Below are 16778 nucleotides of genomic sequence, written 5' to 3'. Positions count from 1 at the left end.
TCGGCAGCGTCACATAGCGCGGCTCGTTCAGGCGCAGATCGGTCGTGATGACTGCGGGCAGCGTCAGCGACAGCGTTTCAGCGCCACCGTCCACTTCACGCGACACCGTCGCCTTTCCGTCAGCGACGACAACCTTCGAGGCGAACGTCGCCTGCGGCAACCCAGCCAAAGCAGCCAGCATCTGGCCAGTCTGGTTCGAATCGTCGTCGATAGCCTGCTTACCGAGGATGACCAGTTGCGGCTGCTCCTTATCGACCAGCGCCTTCAACAGCTTGGCCACCGCCAGCGGCTGCAGCTCTTCCGAAGATTCGATCAGGATCGCGCGATCCGCGCCGATCGCCAGCGCCGTACGCAGCGTTTCCTGCGACTGCGTCACACCCGCCGACACGGCGATAACTTCGGTCGCCACGCCCGCTTCACGCAGACGCACCGCTTCTTCAACCGCGATTTCGTCGAACGGATTCATCGACATCTTCACGTTCGCGATGTCGACGCCCGTGCCGTCCGATTTGACCCGAACCTTCACGTTGTAATCGACCACCCTCTTCACAGCCACCAGCACCTTCATATCGCTCTCCTCTCGCAACCGCTCCATCGATCAGGCCAGCACCATCCGCGCAATCACGGTGCGCTGAATCTCCGACGATCCCTCGTAGATCCGCAGAATTCTCGCGTCGCGCACCAGCCGTTCGAGCGGCATCTCGCGGGTGAATCCGTAACCGCCGTGAATCTGCAAGGCGGTATCCGTGACGAAGCCGACCGTCTCCGATGCATACAGCTTCGCCATCGACGCGTAATCGGTGAACGGCTCGCCCGCCGCGCGCCGCACGGCCGCCTGCAAGGTCAGAAGCCAGGCGGCCTCGAGCCGGGTCTTCATGTCGGCGAACATCCATTGCAAACCTTGCTTGCGCGACAGCGGCTCCCCGCCAACCTGGCGCTGCCTCGCCCACTCCACCGCGCTCGCGAGCGCGGCCTCGGCAATCCCCAGGCTCGTTGCGGCGACATCGAGCCGGCTGTTGTCGAGCACTTTCATCGCCGTGCGAAAACCGGTGCCTTCGGCGCCGAGCCGATTCGCGGCCGGTACGAAACAGTCGAAAGCGATCTCGTGCGCCGGCGCGCCGCGAATGCCCATCAGCTTTTCGGCCGGCGCCACGTCCACGCCCGCGCTATACCGGTCAACCACGAACGCGCTGATGCCGCGCGCGCCGGCGTCCGGATCCGTCTTCGCATAGACGACGATGAAGTCCGCCGCCTGAGCGTTCGAGATGAAATGCTTCACGCCGCGAATCCGGTAACCGTCGCCCTCGCGCGTCGCGCGAGTCGCCATGTCGGCGGGATTCGAACCGGCGCGCGGTTCGGTCAGCGCAAACGCGCCGAGCTTCATGCCCACGGCGGCTTCGGGCAAATAGCGGTCACGCAGACTGTCGTCTCCACCGATCAGAATCGAGTCGGTCGCGAGATAGTGCGCACCGATCATCGACGACGTCGACGCACACGCCTTCGCGATTTCGACCAGCGACAGAATGATCGCCACCGGCGATGCGCCAATGCCGCCCCACCGCTCGGGCAGGTTCATACCCATCACACCGAGTTCGGCGAGTTGCGCGACATAACGCGTGGTGGGAATTTCGTCGCGGTCCACTTCGGCTGCGCGCGGCGCGAGTTCGCTTTGCGCAAAGCGTTCGATCGCGTCGGCGATCTCCAGATCGTTCTGTTCGACGCCCATTCGTTTAAGCACGGTCGCTCTCCCTGGCGAGTTCATCGGAACGCGCGAATTGCGCGCTGTTGGCGGCATCGCCGTTGCGACCGAACACACCTTGCCTACGCAGCTCGGCGATTCGCGCTGCGTCGAGGCCGAACGTATGCAGTATTTCCGCGGTGTGTTGGCCCAATCGCGGCGCGGCGGTGACACGGTTGCCGCCGTAGGCCGAAAATTTGACGGGCTGTGAAGGCAGACGCAGCATAGGGCCGGCAGGACCGTTGGCGCGAGGCACCTCGGTGAGCAAGCCACGGAAGGCCGCCTGTTCGCTTTCGAGCGCCTGCTGCACGTTGCGGATCGGCGCGACCGGAATACCGGCGGCGCCGAGAATCCGGTTCACTTCGGCAACCGAACGTTGTGACGACCACGCTTCGACACACGCGCGCAACTCCGCTTCGTGCGCGCAACGCGACGCATCGCTCGCATAGTGCGGGTCGCCCGAAAGTTGCGGCTCGCCGATTGCGTGAGCGAAGGTATCGAACAGCTTGTTGTTGAGCACCGCGACCACATAGAAACCGTCTTGCGCGCGGAAAGCACCGAACGGCGCCGACGACGGATGACGATTCCCGACGCGCCGCGGCGCGATCCCGGTGGCGGCAAAGCGGGCCACCAGTGTTGCGCTCAGGCTCAGCGTCGCGTCGAACATCGAGACGTCGACGTGCGTGCCTTGACCGGTCTTCTCGCGCGATAACAGCGCGGCAAGCACGCCCCACGAGGCGAACAACCCGCTCACCACATCCGAAACCGATTCGCCGATCAGAGTCGGCGAGCCGTCGGGAGAGCCGGTGGCGTCCATCAGGCCGCACATGGCCTGCAAAATGATGTCGTAGGCAGGGCGATGCGATTCGGGACCGGTTTGGCCGAAGCCCGACACGCTCGCGTAGACGAGCGCCGGGTTGCGCTCGGCAAGTTGCGCGTAGCCGATGCCCAGCTTGTCCGCCACGCCCGGCCGGAAATTTTCGACCACCACGTCGGCGCCTGCGCTCAGCGTTTGCGCCAGCTCGCGGCCCTCGGCGGTTTTCAGATCGATCACGATGCTGCGCTTGTTGCGATTCATCGCGGCGAACAAGCCGCTCTCGCCATCCGCAAAGGGACCCACCGCGCGGTAGTCGTCGCCGCCCGGCGGCTCGACCTTGATGACATCCGCGCCCAGATCGCCCAGCAAAGCCGTGCAGAACGGCCCGGCGAGCACACGCGAGAAATCGACGATACGCACGCCGGTGAGCGGCAAAACGGGTAACTCGGGCAATGTCACGGCGAACTCCTGTTGAAGACGATGCACCGATTCTCGTCACCCAGACCTATCAAGTAAAATATGGGAATAAATTAGCTGCTATAGGAATTCCTAATGCGTATCTCACTGCGGCTATTGCGTTATTTCGCGGCTGCGGCGCAAACCGGCAGCACGACGGCGGCGGCACGTCAGCTCAACGTTTCGCAGCCGTCCATCTCCGTTGCGATCCGCGAACTGGAAGCGCTATTCGAAGAAACCCTGTTCGCGCGCGACGCTGGTTCGAAGATGACGTTGACGCGCTTCGGCGTGCGCAAGCTTGCGGAAGCGCGTCAACTGCTCGCCGCCGCCAACGCCTTCGAACTCGACGACAGCGGCGACGCGGCGTCGGGAGAAGTCCATATCGGCGTGTTCAGCACGCTGGCGCCGGTGTATTTGCCAGTGTTGCTGCGCATTGCGCAAACACGTTTTCCGAACCTGACGGTGCGCTTCGTGGAAGGCAATCTGGTGGAACTGGAGGAATGGCTGAACAGCAGCCATATCGAACTGGCGCTGACCTACGACGTAGGCTTGCCCGCCGAACTCGAACTCGAGCCGCTGGCATCGTTGCGTCCATACGGTCTCGTACCCGCCGACTCGAAGCTCGCCAAAGCGCGCGGCGGCATTTCGCTCTCCGAGCTTGCCAAAGAGCCGTTGATTCTCATCGATCTGCCGCACAGCCGTGAGTTTTTGATGGCGCCGTTCTGGCAATTTGGGCTGACGCCGGAAGTCCGTTATCGCGCGACGTCGATCGAACTGGTGCGGAGCATGGTGGCCAACGGCCTGGGGGTATCGCTGCTGATCACGCAGAGCCCGGCGGCTGCGGTCAGCACAGCGGTCGCCGAGCGGCCGATCCGCGAGGAAACCATCCGCCAGCCGCTCGTGATCGCGCGCTCGAAGCGGGCGACGCGCACCCGAGCCTCGGAGCTAGTAGCGCAGTGCATCCGCGACGCCGTGCGCGAAGCGATGGCCGCGCGCGCGGGCCATCGCCGAAAGACCCGGCCAATCCTCTCTGGACAGGCCGAATAGCGGCCTAAACCGCCGCAGCGCCGTATTCGAGCTTCGGATACCAATCCGTGCCGCGACCGCCGGGCGTCATGTCGAGCACGGTCCAGATCGGCATCACGTCGGGAGCGCCGCGTGGATCCTGCCCGGGGTCGGCCGTCGAGGGCCCCATCTCCTCGGCCCAGAAGTGCCGCACGGTGCTGCCTGAACGCGTGAACACGTTGAACGCGGGATTATCGTCGCCGGCCGGATCTTCGGCTGCGTAATCGCGATTGAACGTGTTGCGGCCCGACGAATAGACGCGCAGATACCGCCAGCCACGCTCCTTCTTGAACGCAACCAGTTTCTCGATCGGCGAGCGGGCAATCACGGCGAACGCCACGCGCTGCAGGATATCGGGCATTTCGCCGTCGTATGCGCTCAGCAGCGACGTGCACATTGGACACGGCCGGGCACGCTGCGGGCCGAACATCCAGTTGTAGGTGACGAGCGTGTCATGCGCGCCGAACATCTCCGATAGCGTTACCGGCCCCGCTTCGCCCATGAACAAATAATCCTCGGGCACGACGCCGCCGGGCGGCAGCGCGCGGCGCTGTGCGGCGACGCGCTCAATATGCCGGCGCAATTCGATTTCCTCGGCGAGCAGGTCGTTGCGCGCGCGACGATATTCGGCGCTCTCGCCGGGAAACCGGCTCGGCGCGTCGGCCAGCAGCCGGGCCGGCGTCAGGGTCTGGGTGGATGCGTGTGCGTCGGTCATCAGCCATCTCCTCTTACGGAACAAGGATAAAGGGCGTGAGCGCCGCGATGGCGGACGCGTTCCCGTCCCCTATATAGCCACGACGAACCGCGCGGCGGCAAATCGACAGTATCGGCAAAAATTTTCTGGCGATGCTCACGCCCCAAGCGCGGCAACCGAAAGCGCGCGGCAAGGTATCCTTGAGCGAAACCGCACGCGCAACAGGCGCGCCGTTCAAGGGGGATGCAACATGCCGCTTCGTCTGCCACCGCTGCCGGCGCTTCGTTTTTTCGAAGCGGCCGGCAGGCATCAGAGTTTCAAACTCGCCGCCGCGGAACTGAATGTGACGCCGAGCGCCGTGAGCCACGGCATTGTCGGACTGGAACAGGCGCTCGGCGTCGAACTGTTCGCGCGCGAGCCGCGCGGCATTTCGCTCACGGCAGCCGGTGCGGACTATTTGTCCTACGTCTCCGAGGCGTTTTCGCTGATCGCCATCGGCACGCAGCGCCTGCCGAACCACCGCGCCGACCGCCCGATCGCGCTGAGTTGCGCGCCGACCTTCGCGTCGCGCTGGTTGTTGCCGCGCCTCGCCGGCTTTCGCGCGCGCTGGCCGAATGTGAACGTGAGCGTCGACACGTCGCATCGTCAGGTCGGTTTTCCCGTCGACGGGTTCGACTTCGCGATCCGCTTGAGCAACGCGCCGGTTGCAGGCACCGCCTGGACGCGCCTGTTCGGCGAGCGCTTCGTGCCCGTGTGCAGCCCCGCGTATCTGGAAACGCTGCGCGACGAGAACGGCCACGCCGACCTGCGACGCGCGACGCTCGTTCACGTCAACGCCGCGAGCGAAGACTGGCAGGTGTGGCTGGACGCGACCGGCACGGAAGGCATCGACACGACCGGCGGCTTGCGTGTCGACACGATCCAGCTCGCGTTCGAAGCCGCCGCCATGGGCCTCGGCGTCGCGCTCGGCAGAAAGCCGCTGGTGGATTCCGATCTGGTCGGCGGCGTGCTGGTGGAGGCGAGTCCGGCGACCATCGCCTCGACCACGGCCTACTGGCTGGTGAGCGCGGAAAACGCGGATCGTCGGCCGGAGCTTTTCGACTTCAAGCGCTGGCTGGTGAGCGAGTCCGAGCACCTGGCGACGGACGCCGACGCAACCGCCCACGCGGTGCGCAGCGCCGCCAACTAAACCACCTGCGTGATTCGCACAGGTGAGCCACGCTCACCTGTCGTCGAAATCTTTTCTTTTGCCGCTTCTGATGCTCGCTGCGACCATGGTGTCAAAGGAGATCAGAACCATGTCGACTACCAACGGCAGCAAACGCTTCATCCCCGCATTCAACCAGACGACGCTCGTGATCCTTGCCGGTGCGCTCATTCTGAGCGCCGCGATGGGTATCCGGCAGACCTTTGGTCTCTTCATCGGGCCGTTCTCGTTCGACCGCGGCTTGCCTGTCACGCTGATCGCGTTCGCGATCGCGCTGCACAATCTGGTGTGGGGTTTCGCCCAGCCGTTCGCGGGCGCGGCCGCGGACCGTTACGGTTCAGCGCCAGTGGTCGCGTTCGGCGCGACTACGTTCGCGGCCGGGCTTGGTCTTGCGGCCGTCGCGCCCGGCGGCGCCATGCTGATCGTCGGTATGGGATTGCTGGTGGGCATCGGCGTGAGTTGCACGACCTTCGGCGTAGTGTTGCCCGCGGTCGGCCGCATCGCCTCGCCTGAAAAACGCAGCATGGCGATGGGTCTGGTCAGCGCCGGCGGTTCCGCGGGTCAGGTGCTGATGGTGCCGCTCGTGCAGAATATCCGGCTGAGTTCGGGCATCGCCACATCGCTTTTCGTGCTGGCTTTCCTGATGCTGTTGATCGCGCCACTGGGCATGATGCTCGACCGGCGCGCGCGGCTCGGCACGCCGGTTAAGGAAGCGCCGCTTGAGCCGCTTCGTAAAGTGCTCGCCCAGGCGGCCCGGCATCGCGGCTACCGGCTGCTGACGCTCGGCTTCTTTACGTGTGGTTTCCAGCTTGCATTCATCGCCACGCATCTGCCCGAATATCTGACGCTGTGTCATATGCCGGTCGGACTCGGCGCCACTGCGCTCGCGCTGATCGGCCTGTTCAATATGGCGGGCAGCTGGGTCTGCGGCTGGCTGGGCGGGCGTTTCCGGCAGCATGTCGTGCTCGGCTGGCTGTACCTGATTCGCAGCGCGACGATTGGCGCGTTCTTTCTGTTGCCAAAGAGCCCGGCCTCGGTCGTGATCTTCGCGGCCGTGATGGGGCTGACCTGGCTCGGCACCGTACCGCTCACGAGCGGGCTCGTCGCCAAAGTGTTCGGCACGCGCCACCTCGGCAGCCTGTTCGGGTTCTGCTTTCTGAGCCATCAGATCGGCTCGTTTCTCGGCGCGTGGCTGGGCGGTCTGGTGTTCGATCTCACCGGCTCGTACTCCCTGCTGTGGGAAGCGACCGTGATAGCCGGCCTCGTTGCCGCGATGCTGCACTTCCCGATCGACGACACCACCGTGAGCACGCCTACGCTGCGGGTCGAGCCGGCGGCGGTGTGAACGTGGGTGTGGGCGCTGGGGGCCTTGCGGCAAAAAAGCTGCCAGCAGGCGCCCCCGCTATTTTCGCGGCGTATCCGCAGCAGCTTTCGGCACACGCCCCATCAGATAGAACTCGTCGTTCGGACGCATGGAAATAACGTTGGCCATACGATTCGACAAACCGAAAAACGCCGTAATCGCGGCGATATCCCAGATGTCTTCGTCGGAAAATCCATGCTCGCGCAGCGTTTGAAAATCGGCGTCGCCGACCGTGCCCGACTCGCTACACACCTTGACCGCGAAATCGAGCATCGCCTTCTGCCGCGGCGTGATATCCGCCTTGCGATGATTCACGGCGACCTGATCCGCCACCAACGGCGCCTTCTCGTAGATCCGCAGAATCGCACCGTGCGCGACCACGCAATACAGGCACTGGTTGATCGCGCTGGTGGCGACCACGATCATTTCGCGCTCGCCTTTGCTGAGGCCACCCTCTTTCAGCATGAGTGCGTCATGATAGGCGAAGAACGCGCGGAACTCGTCCGGACGGTGCGCAAGCGTCAGAAAGACGTTCGGCACGAACCCGGCTTTCTCCTGCACTTCGAGAATGCGAGCGCGAATGTCGTCCGGCCATGCGTCCGGTTCCGGCACGGGGTAGCGGCTGATCGGTCGGGGATTTGTCATGCGATGTCTCCGTCGTATCTGTATGGGTATGACGACGATTCTAGCAAGCCGCGCCGCCGCAGCACCTGTGCGCTCGACACGGTCCGATATCGACGCCCATATCGTCTAGACTTTGCAGTCAAGGGAACTCGAGACACGCCGCGACGCCCCCGCGCGGCCGGATTTCAACAGGAGTTGACCATGTCAGACGTTTTGCGCGACGCGCGAGCGCCCGTCGTCAAGGTGCGCCCCGACCGGGAAATGGCGACGACTCAGCGGCTGCCTTACTTTGTCGGCATCTCGGCCGGCACCGCGGGCACCACGGGTTTGTCCATGTATATGGTCGTGGTGCCGCCCGGCGGCCACGCCGAGCCCCACTTCCACGCCGACTACGAAACCGCGATTTACATGCTCGAAGGCAAGATCGAAACGCGTTATGGCCCTGGCCTACGCGAGTCCGTCATCACCGAAGCGGGCGATTTCCTCTTCATTCCACCCGGCGTGCCGCATCAGCCGTTCAATCTGGACGCCACTACCGCAGCGCGAGCGATCGTGGCGCGCAACCATGCGGACGAACACGAACGGGTCGTCCCATACGATCCGGCCACGGACGCTTGAACCACCGCGCGACGCGCGGCAAGCCCCGTACCGCTTATAACCGGCCGGCGCTCGCCACCGCAGCCGGCCACGCAGATCATTGGCCCCGTCATTGCGCGTGAGGCCCATAGGCAACTGGCCGCCTTCAGAGCGCCCTTTTGCCACTTGTGCTTAAATCCGCCTTTCATACCTTTCTTGTACTATGGCGTCCGCTGTCGTACGGGAACGGAACATGCGCTGCCTGCTCGCAACGCGCCACCCGGCGCGGACATTTCGAATCCCTTCATCGCATTCTGAGGAGCGCGGTTGTGTGGCATTTTCCGGTGGCTATTCCACCCTCGCTGGGCGTGTGGGCCGTGTTCATGAGCGTGCTCGTCACGCAACTCGGCGTGCCGATTCCGGCCGCGCCGATGCTGATCCTCGGTGGAACCATGGCCGCCATGGGGCAAACCTCGTATGCGAGCGTCGTATGCGCCGCGGTCGGCGCCACGCTGATTGCCGACTCGCTCTGGTTCTTCACCGGCCGGGCTTATGGCCGCCGCCTGCTGAATTCTCTGGTGCGCTTCTCCCTCTCGCTCGACACCACGGTCCGTGTCGCGCGCAACACCTATGAGCGCTACGGCGCGCCGATCCTCACCATCGCGAAGTTCCTGCCCGGACTCGGCCTGATTTCCGCGCCGCTGCTCGGCACGACAGCCATCAGCGTCGGCGTGTTTCTGCTGTGGGATTTTGTCGGTGCCGTGCTGTGGTCCGGCGTGTGGGTGATCGGCGGCGGCGCCCTGCACGACCAGATCGTGCAACTGATGCTCCTCGTACGCCATAACGGCGGCACGATTTTCGACGCGTTCGCAGTGATCTTCGTGGCGGTGCTGCTGTATCGCTGGGTGCGCCGCTGGCAGTTTCGTCAATGGCTCGCGCATACGCGCATTTCGCCGGATCAACTCGACGAGTTGATGAAGTCGAACGAGCCCCCGCTGATTTTCGACGCGCGTCCACGCAGCGTGCGCGAAAAGGAATCGCACCGGATCGCCGGCGCGCGACCGCTGGATCTCGATTCACCCGAACCGATCGATCCCGAGTTGCTGAAGCGGCCGATCGTCGTCTACTGCGTGTGTCCGAACGAAGCAACGGCAAAGCGGATCGTCAACCAGTTGCATCGCAAGAATATTCACCATATCCGCGCGCTCAAGGGCGGACTCGACGCGTGGGAGAAACGCGGTTATCCGGTCGAGCCGCTGCCGCCCGACTTCCATACGGCAAAGGCTCACATGCTGGAAGACGAAGGCGAGGAAGGCGAATACACAGTGCGGGCGCGGCTGGCGAAATAAGAGCCCATACTGCGAAGCTCGCAGCGCGCGTCTGTCGAAAAACCGCTTGCGCTTCACACCCAATGTGTGCAACATGCATATATGCACGTTGCACACATTGAGGTGTTGCCATGACGCAGCGCACAGAAAATCTGCTGGGCGTGCTAGCCCTGCTTATCACCGACGAAATGAACGCGCAGCCCGCCGTGGAGGCGCTCGCCGGCCCCACCGCCCGCGCCATGCTCAACGCGGTCGGCCAATACCCTGATTCATCCATTGAAGTGCTGCGCGAAGCAGTCGACCTGTCGCATCCGGCCGCCGTGCGCGCCGTGGCGGGACTGGTCGAGGCGGGTCTCGTCGAGAAAAGAACGGGCTCCGACAAACGCGCTGTTGCACTGGCCTTGACCGTGGCCGGCAAACGCGAAGCCAAACGTCTGCAAACGGCGCGCGACAAGATGCTGCAACGCGTTGTCGGACGGCTCGACGACAGTGAGCGCAAAGTGCTGGAAAGCCTGCTGATCAAGATCTTGTGGAACGAGACGCGCGATCCGGCGCACGCCATGCAGTTGTGCCGCCTCTGCGACGACGGTCCATGCCTGAAAGCCGGCTGTCCGGTCGAATGCCGCGAACAGGGCCTGCCTATGCCAGAGCGGAGCCATTCATGAAAGCCGCCGCGCCGGTGCGCTGGCCGGCCATCGCGGCATTGACCGCGGTATCGGCCCTGGCGCAGGTCGGCCAGTTCGGCATCGGCTTCATGGTGTTGCCAGTGTGGCTCGCCCAGCGCGGGCTGGATGCGCCGCGCGCCGGTCTCTTCTCCGCCGCGCAATGGACCGGCATGTTGGCCGGCTTGCTGATCGCGCCGTGGCTGGTGGCGCGCATCGGCGCAAAAAGCACGGTGTCGCTGGGCCTGCTGGCCACGCTCGTGGCGTTCGCGGCCATGGGCGCTTTGTCTTGGCCGCTTTGGCTAATTCCCGGACTGCTCACGGGTCTGGGCATCGGCTTGCGCTGGATCGCCAACGAGACCTGGCTCTATAGTCTGGTCCCCGCTGAATCGAGCGGCCGCGTGGTGGGCGTGCATGAAGCGCTGATCGCCACGGCGGGCGTAATCGGCCCCGCGCTTGCGGTGTGGTGCGATGTCGATGGGCGCATGACGTTCGCGGCCGGTGCGGCCTTCACGTTCGCCGCGGCGCTGCCGCTGTGGTTGACCGCATCGGATGAGAAGCGGCCCGCAGTGGACACCGCGCGGCCCGTGCGCAAAACAAGCGATGAACAACGCTTGCCGATCGGCCCGCTCGTGAGCCTTGGCATGGTGGTCGTCGCGGCGGGCGGTATCGGCGACGGCGCGCTGTACGGCCTCTTCCCACTATTCGCGGACGCGCACGGCCTCAGCGCCACGCAAACCGCCACGTTGCTCACGCTGTTCGGCGTGGGCGGCATGGCGTTGCAATTTCCGGTCGGCTGGCTGGCCGATCGCGTGGGGCTCGCCGCCACGGTAATCGTCTGCGCCGCGCTCAGCACGCTGGCCATCTGCGGATTCGCGTTGAGCGCGCCCGCCTCGTGGCTCGCGGTCGCGAGCGCACTGTTGCTCGGCGGCATGAACAGTTCGTTCATCACACTCGGCATGTACGCGGCGGCTTGCAGCGACAAGGCCGCGCTCACGCGCAACATGCGGCTGGTGTCGCTCACCTTCACGGCGAGTTCGATCGTTGGGCCGCTTGCCGCGGGCTTCGCCATGAAAGCGCGTGGCAGCGACATGTTGATGTGGCAACTGGCGCTCATGAGCGGCGCATTGGTGATCTATACGCTCGGATTGCGCGAAGGCCGGCGCCAGCCCGAGCGCTCGTCGTCGTTGGGCTGAGCCGGTTCGCGCCGATAGAAACGGATGGTGAGCGCGCCTAAGCCTCGCGTTGCGCAACTTTGCGCTGACGCCACAGGCATAAGAGATCGCACGCAATATGCGCGGCGGCAATCGCCGTGATCTCGCCGTGGTCGTATGCGGGCGCGACTTCCACGACATCCGCGCCGACCAGATTCAACGCGCCCAACGCGCGCACGATCGCAAGCCCCTGCGCCGACGACAAACCACCCGCCACGGGTGTGCCCGTGCCCGGTGCGAAAGCCGGATCGAGACAATCGATATCGAAAGTCAAATAAGCGGGACGCTCACCCACAATCGACGTGATCCGCTCCACCGCTGCCCGCGTGCCATGCTCGTGCACCCAGGCGGCGTCGAGAATATTGATGCCCATAAAATCGTCGTTCCATGTGCGAATGCCGATTTGCACCGAAGTCTTCGGATCGATCAGACCGTCTTTCACCGCTTTGTAGAACATCGAGCCGTGGTTCAGGCTGTCGGGACTGTCATCGGCCCAGGTATCGCAATGGGCGTCGAAATGAATCAGCGAAAGCGGCTTGCCGTACTTTTCCGCATGCGCGATCAACAAAGGATAGGTGATGTAGTGATCGCCGCCGAGCGTCAGCATCTTCGCGTCCGAGCGCAGAATCGTGCGCGCATGCTCGACGATGGACGCCTTGATGGTGAGCGGATTGTGGGCGTCGAACCAGCAATCGCCATAGTCGGTCACGGCGAGGTCATCGAACGGATTGAAACCCCACGGATACGGATGCAACTCCGACAACTGCACACTGGCCGCGCGCACCGCGGCGGGGCCAAGACGCGCGCCCGAACGGAACGTAGTGGCCAGATCGAGCGGCACGCCGGAAACAACCACGTCGACACCGTCGAGTTCACGCGTGTACTTGCGGCGCATGAACGACAGCACGCCCGCATAGGTGTTTTCGATCGACGAGCCATAAAGCGACGTGCGGCGGATCGCGCCGTCGCCATAGACGAGTTCAGTCATGGATGACCTGATACCTGTAGACAGTCCAGCGTTGCGCGTGAAGTTCCTGGGTGGCACGCGCAACGCCGGCATCGGATTCATTGGGAACGCGACGGCGCGCCTCATGCACGCCGCCGCGCTGGCTTCGCGAATCCTTTAGCGCAGCCGCACCAGCGTGGACTTCAGCTCGGTGTATTTTTCCAGCGCGTGCAGCGACTTGTCGCGGCCGTTGCCGGATTGCTTGTAGCCGCCGAACGGGAAGTTCATGTCCCCGCCTTCGTCGTAGCAATTGACCCATACCGTGCCGGCGCGGAGCTTGCGCGACACCTCGTGCGCGGTGGTCAGGTTCGAGGTCCAGACAGCGGCGGCGAGACCGTACTCGCTGTCGTTAGCGATCCTGATCGCCTCTTCAACGGTATCGAACGTGATCACCGACAACACCGGCCCGAAGATCTCCTCGCGTGCAACCTTCGCACCTGAAGCCGGAATCTCGAAGATGGTCGGCTCGATATAGAAGCCGCCCGTTTCTTCTTTCACGCGCGCGCCGCCCAGCAGCAGCTTTGCTTCTGAACGGCCTGCCTCGATATAGCCGAGCACGCGTTCGAGCTGCACCTTGTCGACGATCGCGCCCATCGACGTGTTCGGGTCGAGCGGGTTGCCCGGCGTATAGCTGCGCGCCGCGGCGATCAACTTGTCCAGAAACGCATCTTTGATGTCGCGATGAACGAGCAGGCGCGAACCCGCCGTGCACATTTCACCCATGTTGTAGAAGATCGCACCGGCCGCCGCGTTCGCCGCGCGGTCCATATCGGGGCAATCCGGCATCACGATGTTCGGCGACTTGCCGCCGAGTTCGAGCCACACGCGTTTCAGGTTCGACTGGCCGGCGTACTGCATGATCAGCTTGCCGACGTTGGTCGAGCCGGTAAACGCAAGGCAGTCCACGTCCTGATGCAGCGCCAGCAGCTTGCCTGGCTCGCCCGCGCCCGGCACGACGTTGAACACGCCGGCGGGAATGCCGGCCTCCAGTGCGAGCTGCGCGAGGCGGATCGCGGTGAGCGGCGACTTTTCCGAAGGCTTGAGCACGACGCTATTGCCCGCGGCCAGAGCCGGGCCGAATTTCCACGACGCCATCAGGATCGGGAAATTCCACGGCACCACTGCCGCCACCACGCCGATCGGCTCGCGCGTGACCAGTCCCACCAGATGATGATCGGCCGGCGCGACTTCGCCGCCGACCTTGTCGATGGCTTCGGCAAACCACTCGACGCAATATGCCGCGCCCGGCACGTCCACGCTGGTGGTGTCGGCGATCGGCTTGCCGGCGTCGAGCGTTTCGAGCAGCGCGAGCTCGTCCATGTGCTCGCGGATCGACGCGGCCCAACGCAACAGAACCGCTTTGCGCTGACGCGGGTTGAGGCCCGACCACACACCGGAATCGAAGGCACGGCGCGCGGCTGCAACAGCCGCGTCGACGTCAGCCGCGCCACTGTCGGCGACTTTGGCGAGCAGCTTGCCATCGATCGGGCTCAGGCAGTCGAACGTGCGGCCGCCGTCGGCGTCACGGTATTCGCCGTCGATAAACGCCCGGCCCTCAATAGTCAGCGTAGCGGCTTTGTCTTGCCAGAAAGCGAGAGATTTCTTGTCCATCAGGATGCCTCAATGTTATGCGCTCGACGCAAAGCTGCATCGACTTCATGCGGCACTGAACTGCGGCGCTGAGTTGTGTCGAGGCGCGTTGGCGCGGAGTCTTCAGAAGGTGGGCGGCGAATTGGCCGACACGATCTCGCAGAGATGCTCCGCGCTGGGATTGCGAAAACGGTGCGGAAGACGGCTTTCGAAGTAGTAGCTGTCACCGGGGTCGAGCAGCCATGTGATGCCGTCCACCGTCAGTTCGATCTGACCGCTGACCACCACCCCGCCCTCGTGCCCCTCATGCTCCAACATTTCCGGACCGGTGTCCGACAACGGCTGATAGACCTCGCGCAAAATCCCCATGTTGCGGTCTTTCACGCTCGACCCCGCGAGATAGAACTCGATCGACTCATTGCCGAGGTTCGGCATATCCGCCCGGCGCGACACGACCGAACGCTCCACCTCGACTTCGAAGGTGAAGAATTCGGCGAGGCTCATGGGAATGCATTCGAGCAGTTTCTTCAACGAGCCGACCGATGGGCTCACGCGATTCTGTTCGATCAGCGAGATGGTGCCGTTCGTCACCCCCGCCCGTTTCGCCAGTTCACGCTGTGACAAGCCGTGCTTCTTGCGGATGTATTGCAGACGGGTGGCTACTTCTATGGACATCGTTAGGTTCTCTGACATGGAAGACGATCGGGCACTGAGTGACGACATGACTCGGGCAACGAAATGGCCCTGCGAGTGTTGAATATTCTAATCACTTTAATCGTTGCGCCGCTGGGGAAAACCCTGAAAGGATTCCGAAATGTGTTTCTCGCAACGAACGTTCCCACAGGGCGGGATTCTAGCCAGACCCTCGGGAAAGCCCTGATAAATGTTTTATCAAAAAGCATTTGACGGCTTTATTGGCTCGTATATGCTGATTCACAGGCGATCGTCATACCGGCGTCCGGAAGCACCAAAGTGTGTTTTTGCGGCGCAGCGAACCCGGTTCGCATCGGTTCGAGGCGATCATCCCAGCGTCCTGTTTCTTTAAACGCCCCGTGCGGATTTCGAGCAGGCCGTTCAATACTTTCAACGTCGCTAGTCGAGTGTAATCGTGAGAGTCCGAGGCCCTTTGGTGAGATGGAATCGTAGTCAGGCGAGTTGTCCTCGCGCTGACGGCGCCATCGCCGACGGCAGCAACGGCAGCCTTGCGTTCCGCCGCTTTCTGTCCGTCTTCACGATCCTGTCCCGCCGTTCAGTTCGACGTCACAACTCCATCTCCGCGCGCGCCTTCATTGCCGTTCGCACGGACGAAGTCGCCTCGCTGCTGCCGTAGCGCCTCTCTCCTTTTCGCTGTTCGATTCATCCGTTTGCGTGAGCGCGCTCCGTCGAGCCGTGCGTTCCTGCATGTGCGGTGCCGTCTGCCGCCCGCGCGGTTCATGCTCAACGGCTCAGTTGCGCACTGCAGCGGATCGAATCGAACAGCCCATCTGATAACCACGCGCGGCGCGTTTCCATTGACGACGACCGCCTGCACCATCCGGTGGCCTCGCGCTCGGCGCACGGCTGCGGAATCGTGCCGCGCAGTGTTTAACGTTGTTCATGCCGCGTCCCGCGGGGAACACACACGTCTATTCGTTATGCGAAACAAACCCCTCGTCGGCATCAGCGCCGACAGAACGATGATGGGAGTCCACCCGTCGCACGTGGTCGGCGAGAAATACATCGCCGCGATCGTGGACGGTTCACAGGCGCTGGCCATGCTGCTACCGGCGCTCGGCGAGCGTCAGTCGGCTGCTGACGTGCTGGCGACCGTCGACGGTCTGCTGTTTACCGGCAGCTATTCGAACGTCGAGCCGCACCGCTACGGCGGCCAACCCAGCACGCCGGGCACGCTGCACGACGCCGCACGCGATGCGACGACGTTGCCGCTCATGCGTGCGGCGATCGAAGCCGGGGTGCCGGTACTGGCCGTATGCCGGGGCTTCCAGGAAATGAACGTGGTTTTTGGCGGGACGCTGCATCAAAGCGTTCACGCGGTGGATGGCCTGAACGACCATCGCGAGAACAAGGAAGACGACCTCGACGTGCAATACGCACCGTCGCATTCGATCACGCTGACGCAGGGCGGCTTGTTGCAGCGTCTCGCGGGCGGCACGGATGAAGCGCGTGTGAATTCATTGCACGGCCAGGGCGTCGAGCGGCTGGGCGTGGGCCTCACGGCCGAAGCCACCGCGCCGGACGGCCTGATTGAAGCGGTAAGCGTGAAAGATGCGCGTGCCTTCGCGCTGGGTGTGCAGTGGCACCCGGAGTGGAAGCATGCCAACGACGCGCTTTCCACCGCGATCTTTCGGGCGTTCGGCGACGCCTGCCGCGATCGAATGCGCACCAAGGCCGGCTATGGCGCGGCATCCGCCGCTGCCACGCACGCCTGAGCCGGTCGC

General features: G+C 63.9%; 17 protein-coding genes. 9 read left to right on the top strand and 8 right to left on the bottom strand.

The window, feature by feature from the left end:
• The 3 genes from AC57B1_RS28260 to AC57B1_RS28250 form a co-directional block, all read right to left on the bottom strand.
• A partial coding sequence (locus AC57B1_RS28260; protein WP_496419315.1) for an electron transfer flavoprotein subunit beta/FixA family protein occupies positions 1 to 568 on the bottom strand: 568 nt, incomplete at its 3' end.
• Positions 569 to 598: 30 nt separating this feature from the next.
• A complete protein-coding gene (locus AC57B1_RS28255; protein ID WP_408342709.1) occupies positions 599 to 1738 on the bottom strand; it encodes an acyl-CoA dehydrogenase family protein in 1140 nt (379 codons plus the stop codon).
• Positions 1731 to 3014: a CaiB/BaiF CoA transferase family protein gene (locus tag AC57B1_RS28250; RefSeq protein WP_496419314.1), complete on the bottom strand. Its 1284-nt coding sequence runs from the start codon at positions 3012 to 3014 to the stop codon at positions 1731 to 1733. The genes AC57B1_RS28255 and AC57B1_RS28250 overlap by 8 nt, the downstream gene beginning before the upstream one ends.
• A 93-nt stretch (positions 3015 to 3107) precedes the next feature.
• On the opposite strand from AC57B1_RS28250, the gene AC57B1_RS28245 reads away from it, so the two are divergent.
• Positions 3108 to 4058: a LysR family transcriptional regulator gene (locus tag AC57B1_RS28245; RefSeq protein WP_091807580.1), complete on the top strand. Its 951-nt coding sequence runs from the start codon at positions 3108 to 3110 to the stop codon at positions 4056 to 4058.
• Between the two features lie 4 nt (positions 4059 to 4062).
• Here AC57B1_RS28245 and AC57B1_RS28240 read toward each other — a convergent pair whose 3' ends face one another.
• Positions 4063 to 4791 carry a DUF899 family protein gene (locus tag AC57B1_RS28240; RefSeq protein ID WP_496419313.1) on the bottom strand — a complete coding sequence of 243 codons (729 nt, stop codon included), beginning with the start codon at positions 4789 to 4791 and terminating at the stop codon, positions 4063 to 4065.
• A 229-nt stretch (positions 4792 to 5020) separates the two neighbouring features.
• Here AC57B1_RS28240 and AC57B1_RS28235 point away from each other — a divergent pair, with 229 nt between their 5' ends.
• Both AC57B1_RS28235 and AC57B1_RS28230 read left to right on the top strand, forming a co-directional pair.
• Complete coding sequence (locus AC57B1_RS28235; protein WP_496419312.1) at positions 5021 to 5959, top strand: LysR substrate-binding domain-containing protein; 939 nt, start codon at positions 5021 to 5023, stop codon at positions 5957 to 5959.
• Positions 5960 to 6068: 109 nt separating this feature from the next.
• The gene (locus tag AC57B1_RS28230) at positions 6069 to 7322 is read left to right on the top strand and encodes an MFS transporter (protein ID WP_496419311.1); all 1254 of its coding nucleotides are present in this window, start codon (positions 6069 to 6071) and stop codon (positions 7320 to 7322) included.
• 57 nt (positions 7323 to 7379) lie between these two features.
• Here the strand turns inward: AC57B1_RS28230 and AC57B1_RS28225 are convergent, their stop codons facing one another.
• Positions 7380 to 7985 carry a peroxidase-related enzyme gene (locus AC57B1_RS28225; RefSeq protein WP_496419310.1) on the bottom strand — a complete coding sequence of 202 codons (606 nt, stop codon included), beginning with the start codon at positions 7983 to 7985 and terminating at the stop codon, positions 7380 to 7382.
• 180 nt (positions 7986 to 8165) lie between these two features.
• Between AC57B1_RS28225 and AC57B1_RS28220 the strand changes: the two genes are divergently transcribed.
• From AC57B1_RS28220 to AC57B1_RS28205, 4 genes are all read left to right on the top strand, one after another.
• On the top strand, positions 8166 to 8582 hold the full coding sequence (locus AC57B1_RS28220) for a cupin domain-containing protein (protein WP_408342697.1): 417 nt from the start codon (positions 8166 to 8168) through the stop codon (positions 8580 to 8582).
• A 287-nt stretch (positions 8583 to 8869) separates the two neighbouring features.
• On the top strand, positions 8870 to 9889 hold the full coding sequence (locus tag AC57B1_RS28215) for a VTT domain-containing protein (protein WP_408342695.1): 1020 nt from the start codon (positions 8870 to 8872) through the stop codon (positions 9887 to 9889).
• A 110-nt stretch (positions 9890 to 9999) separates the two neighbouring features.
• Positions 10000 to 10533: a MarR family winged helix-turn-helix transcriptional regulator gene (locus AC57B1_RS28210; RefSeq protein ID WP_496419309.1), complete on the top strand. Its 534-nt coding sequence runs from the start codon at positions 10000 to 10002 to the stop codon at positions 10531 to 10533.
• Complete coding sequence (locus tag AC57B1_RS28205) at positions 10530 to 11726, top strand: MFS transporter (RefSeq protein ID WP_496419308.1); 1197 nt, start codon at positions 10530 to 10532, stop codon at positions 11724 to 11726. The genes AC57B1_RS28210 and AC57B1_RS28205 overlap by 4 nt, the downstream gene beginning before the upstream one ends.
• Positions 11727 to 11763: 37 nt before the next feature.
• On the opposite strand, the gene speB is transcribed toward AC57B1_RS28205, so the two are convergent.
• The 3 genes from speB to AC57B1_RS28190 form a co-directional block, all read right to left on the bottom strand.
• The gene (speB, locus tag AC57B1_RS28200; protein WP_496419307.1) at positions 11764 to 12732 is read right to left on the bottom strand and encodes an agmatinase; all 969 of its coding nucleotides are present in this window, start codon (positions 12730 to 12732) and stop codon (positions 11764 to 11766) included.
• Between the two features lie 135 nt (positions 12733 to 12867).
• Positions 12868 to 14361 carry an aldehyde dehydrogenase gene (locus AC57B1_RS28195; RefSeq protein WP_496419306.1) on the bottom strand — a complete coding sequence of 498 codons (1494 nt, stop codon included), beginning with the start codon at positions 14359 to 14361 and terminating at the stop codon, positions 12868 to 12870.
• A gap of 102 nt (positions 14362 to 14463) precedes the next feature.
• A complete protein-coding gene (locus AC57B1_RS28190) occupies positions 14464 to 15015 on the bottom strand; it encodes a cupin domain-containing protein (RefSeq protein WP_091807554.1) in 552 nt (183 codons plus the stop codon).
• A gap of 433 nt (positions 15016 to 15448) precedes the next feature.
• Here AC57B1_RS28190 and AC57B1_RS28185 point away from each other — a divergent pair, with 433 nt between their 5' ends.
• Both AC57B1_RS28185 and AC57B1_RS28180 read left to right on the top strand, forming a co-directional pair.
• The gene (locus AC57B1_RS28185; protein WP_171983793.1) at positions 15449 to 15670 is read left to right on the top strand and encodes a hypothetical protein; all 222 of its coding nucleotides are present in this window, start codon (positions 15449 to 15451) and stop codon (positions 15668 to 15670) included.
• 304 nt (positions 15671 to 15974) lie between these two features.
• Complete coding sequence (locus tag AC57B1_RS28180; RefSeq protein ID WP_408342685.1) at positions 15975 to 16769, top strand: gamma-glutamyl-gamma-aminobutyrate hydrolase family protein; 795 nt, start codon at positions 15975 to 15977, stop codon at positions 16767 to 16769.
• Positions 16770 to 16778: the final 9 nt, after the last annotated feature.

The organism is Paraburkholderia sp. BGA-UO-ETr-F21, assembly GCF_059567925.1.
Note: the sequence above shows the minus strand (reverse complement) of the source record. Positions and strands in the feature narration are given on the sequence as shown.

Excerpts from the sequence above, each read along its gene's own strand:
- AC57B1_RS28245 (WP_091807580.1), top strand. The coding sequence starts at position 3,108 with ATGCGTATCTCACTGCGGCTATTGCGTTATTTCGCGGCTGCGGCGCAA.
- AC57B1_RS28190 (WP_091807554.1), bottom strand. The coding sequence starts at position 15,015 with ATGTCCATAGAAGTAGCCACCCGTCTGCAATACATCCGCAAGAAGCAC.
- AC57B1_RS28180 (WP_408342685.1), top strand. The coding sequence starts at position 15,975 with ATGCGAAACAAACCCCTCGTCGGCATCAGCGCCGACAGAACGATGATG.
- AC57B1_RS28205 (WP_496419308.1), top strand. The coding sequence starts at position 10,530 with ATGAAAGCCGCCGCGCCGGTGCGCTGGCCGGCCATCGCGGCATTGACC.
- AC57B1_RS28195 (WP_496419306.1), bottom strand. The coding sequence starts at position 14,361 with ATGGACAAGAAATCTCTCGCTTTCTGGCAAGACAAAGCCGCTACGCTG.
- speB (WP_496419307.1), bottom strand. The coding sequence starts at position 12,732 with ATGACTGAACTCGTCTATGGCGACGGCGCGATCCGCCGCACGTCGCTT.
- AC57B1_RS28225 (WP_496419310.1), bottom strand. The coding sequence starts at position 7,985 with ATGACAAATCCCCGACCGATCAGCCGCTACCCCGTGCCGGAACCGGAC.
- AC57B1_RS28210 (WP_496419309.1), top strand. The coding sequence starts at position 10,000 with ATGACGCAGCGCACAGAAAATCTGCTGGGCGTGCTAGCCCTGCTTATC.
- AC57B1_RS28235 (WP_496419312.1), top strand. The coding sequence starts at position 5,021 with ATGCCGCTTCGTCTGCCACCGCTGCCGGCGCTTCGTTTTTTCGAAGCG.
- AC57B1_RS28220 (WP_408342697.1), top strand. The coding sequence starts at position 8,166 with ATGTCAGACGTTTTGCGCGACGCGCGAGCGCCCGTCGTCAAGGTGCGC.
- AC57B1_RS28230 (WP_496419311.1), top strand. The coding sequence starts at position 6,069 with ATGTCGACTACCAACGGCAGCAAACGCTTCATCCCCGCATTCAACCAG.
- AC57B1_RS28240 (WP_496419313.1), bottom strand. The coding sequence starts at position 4,791 with ATGACCGACGCACACGCATCCACCCAGACCCTGACGCCGGCCCGGCTG.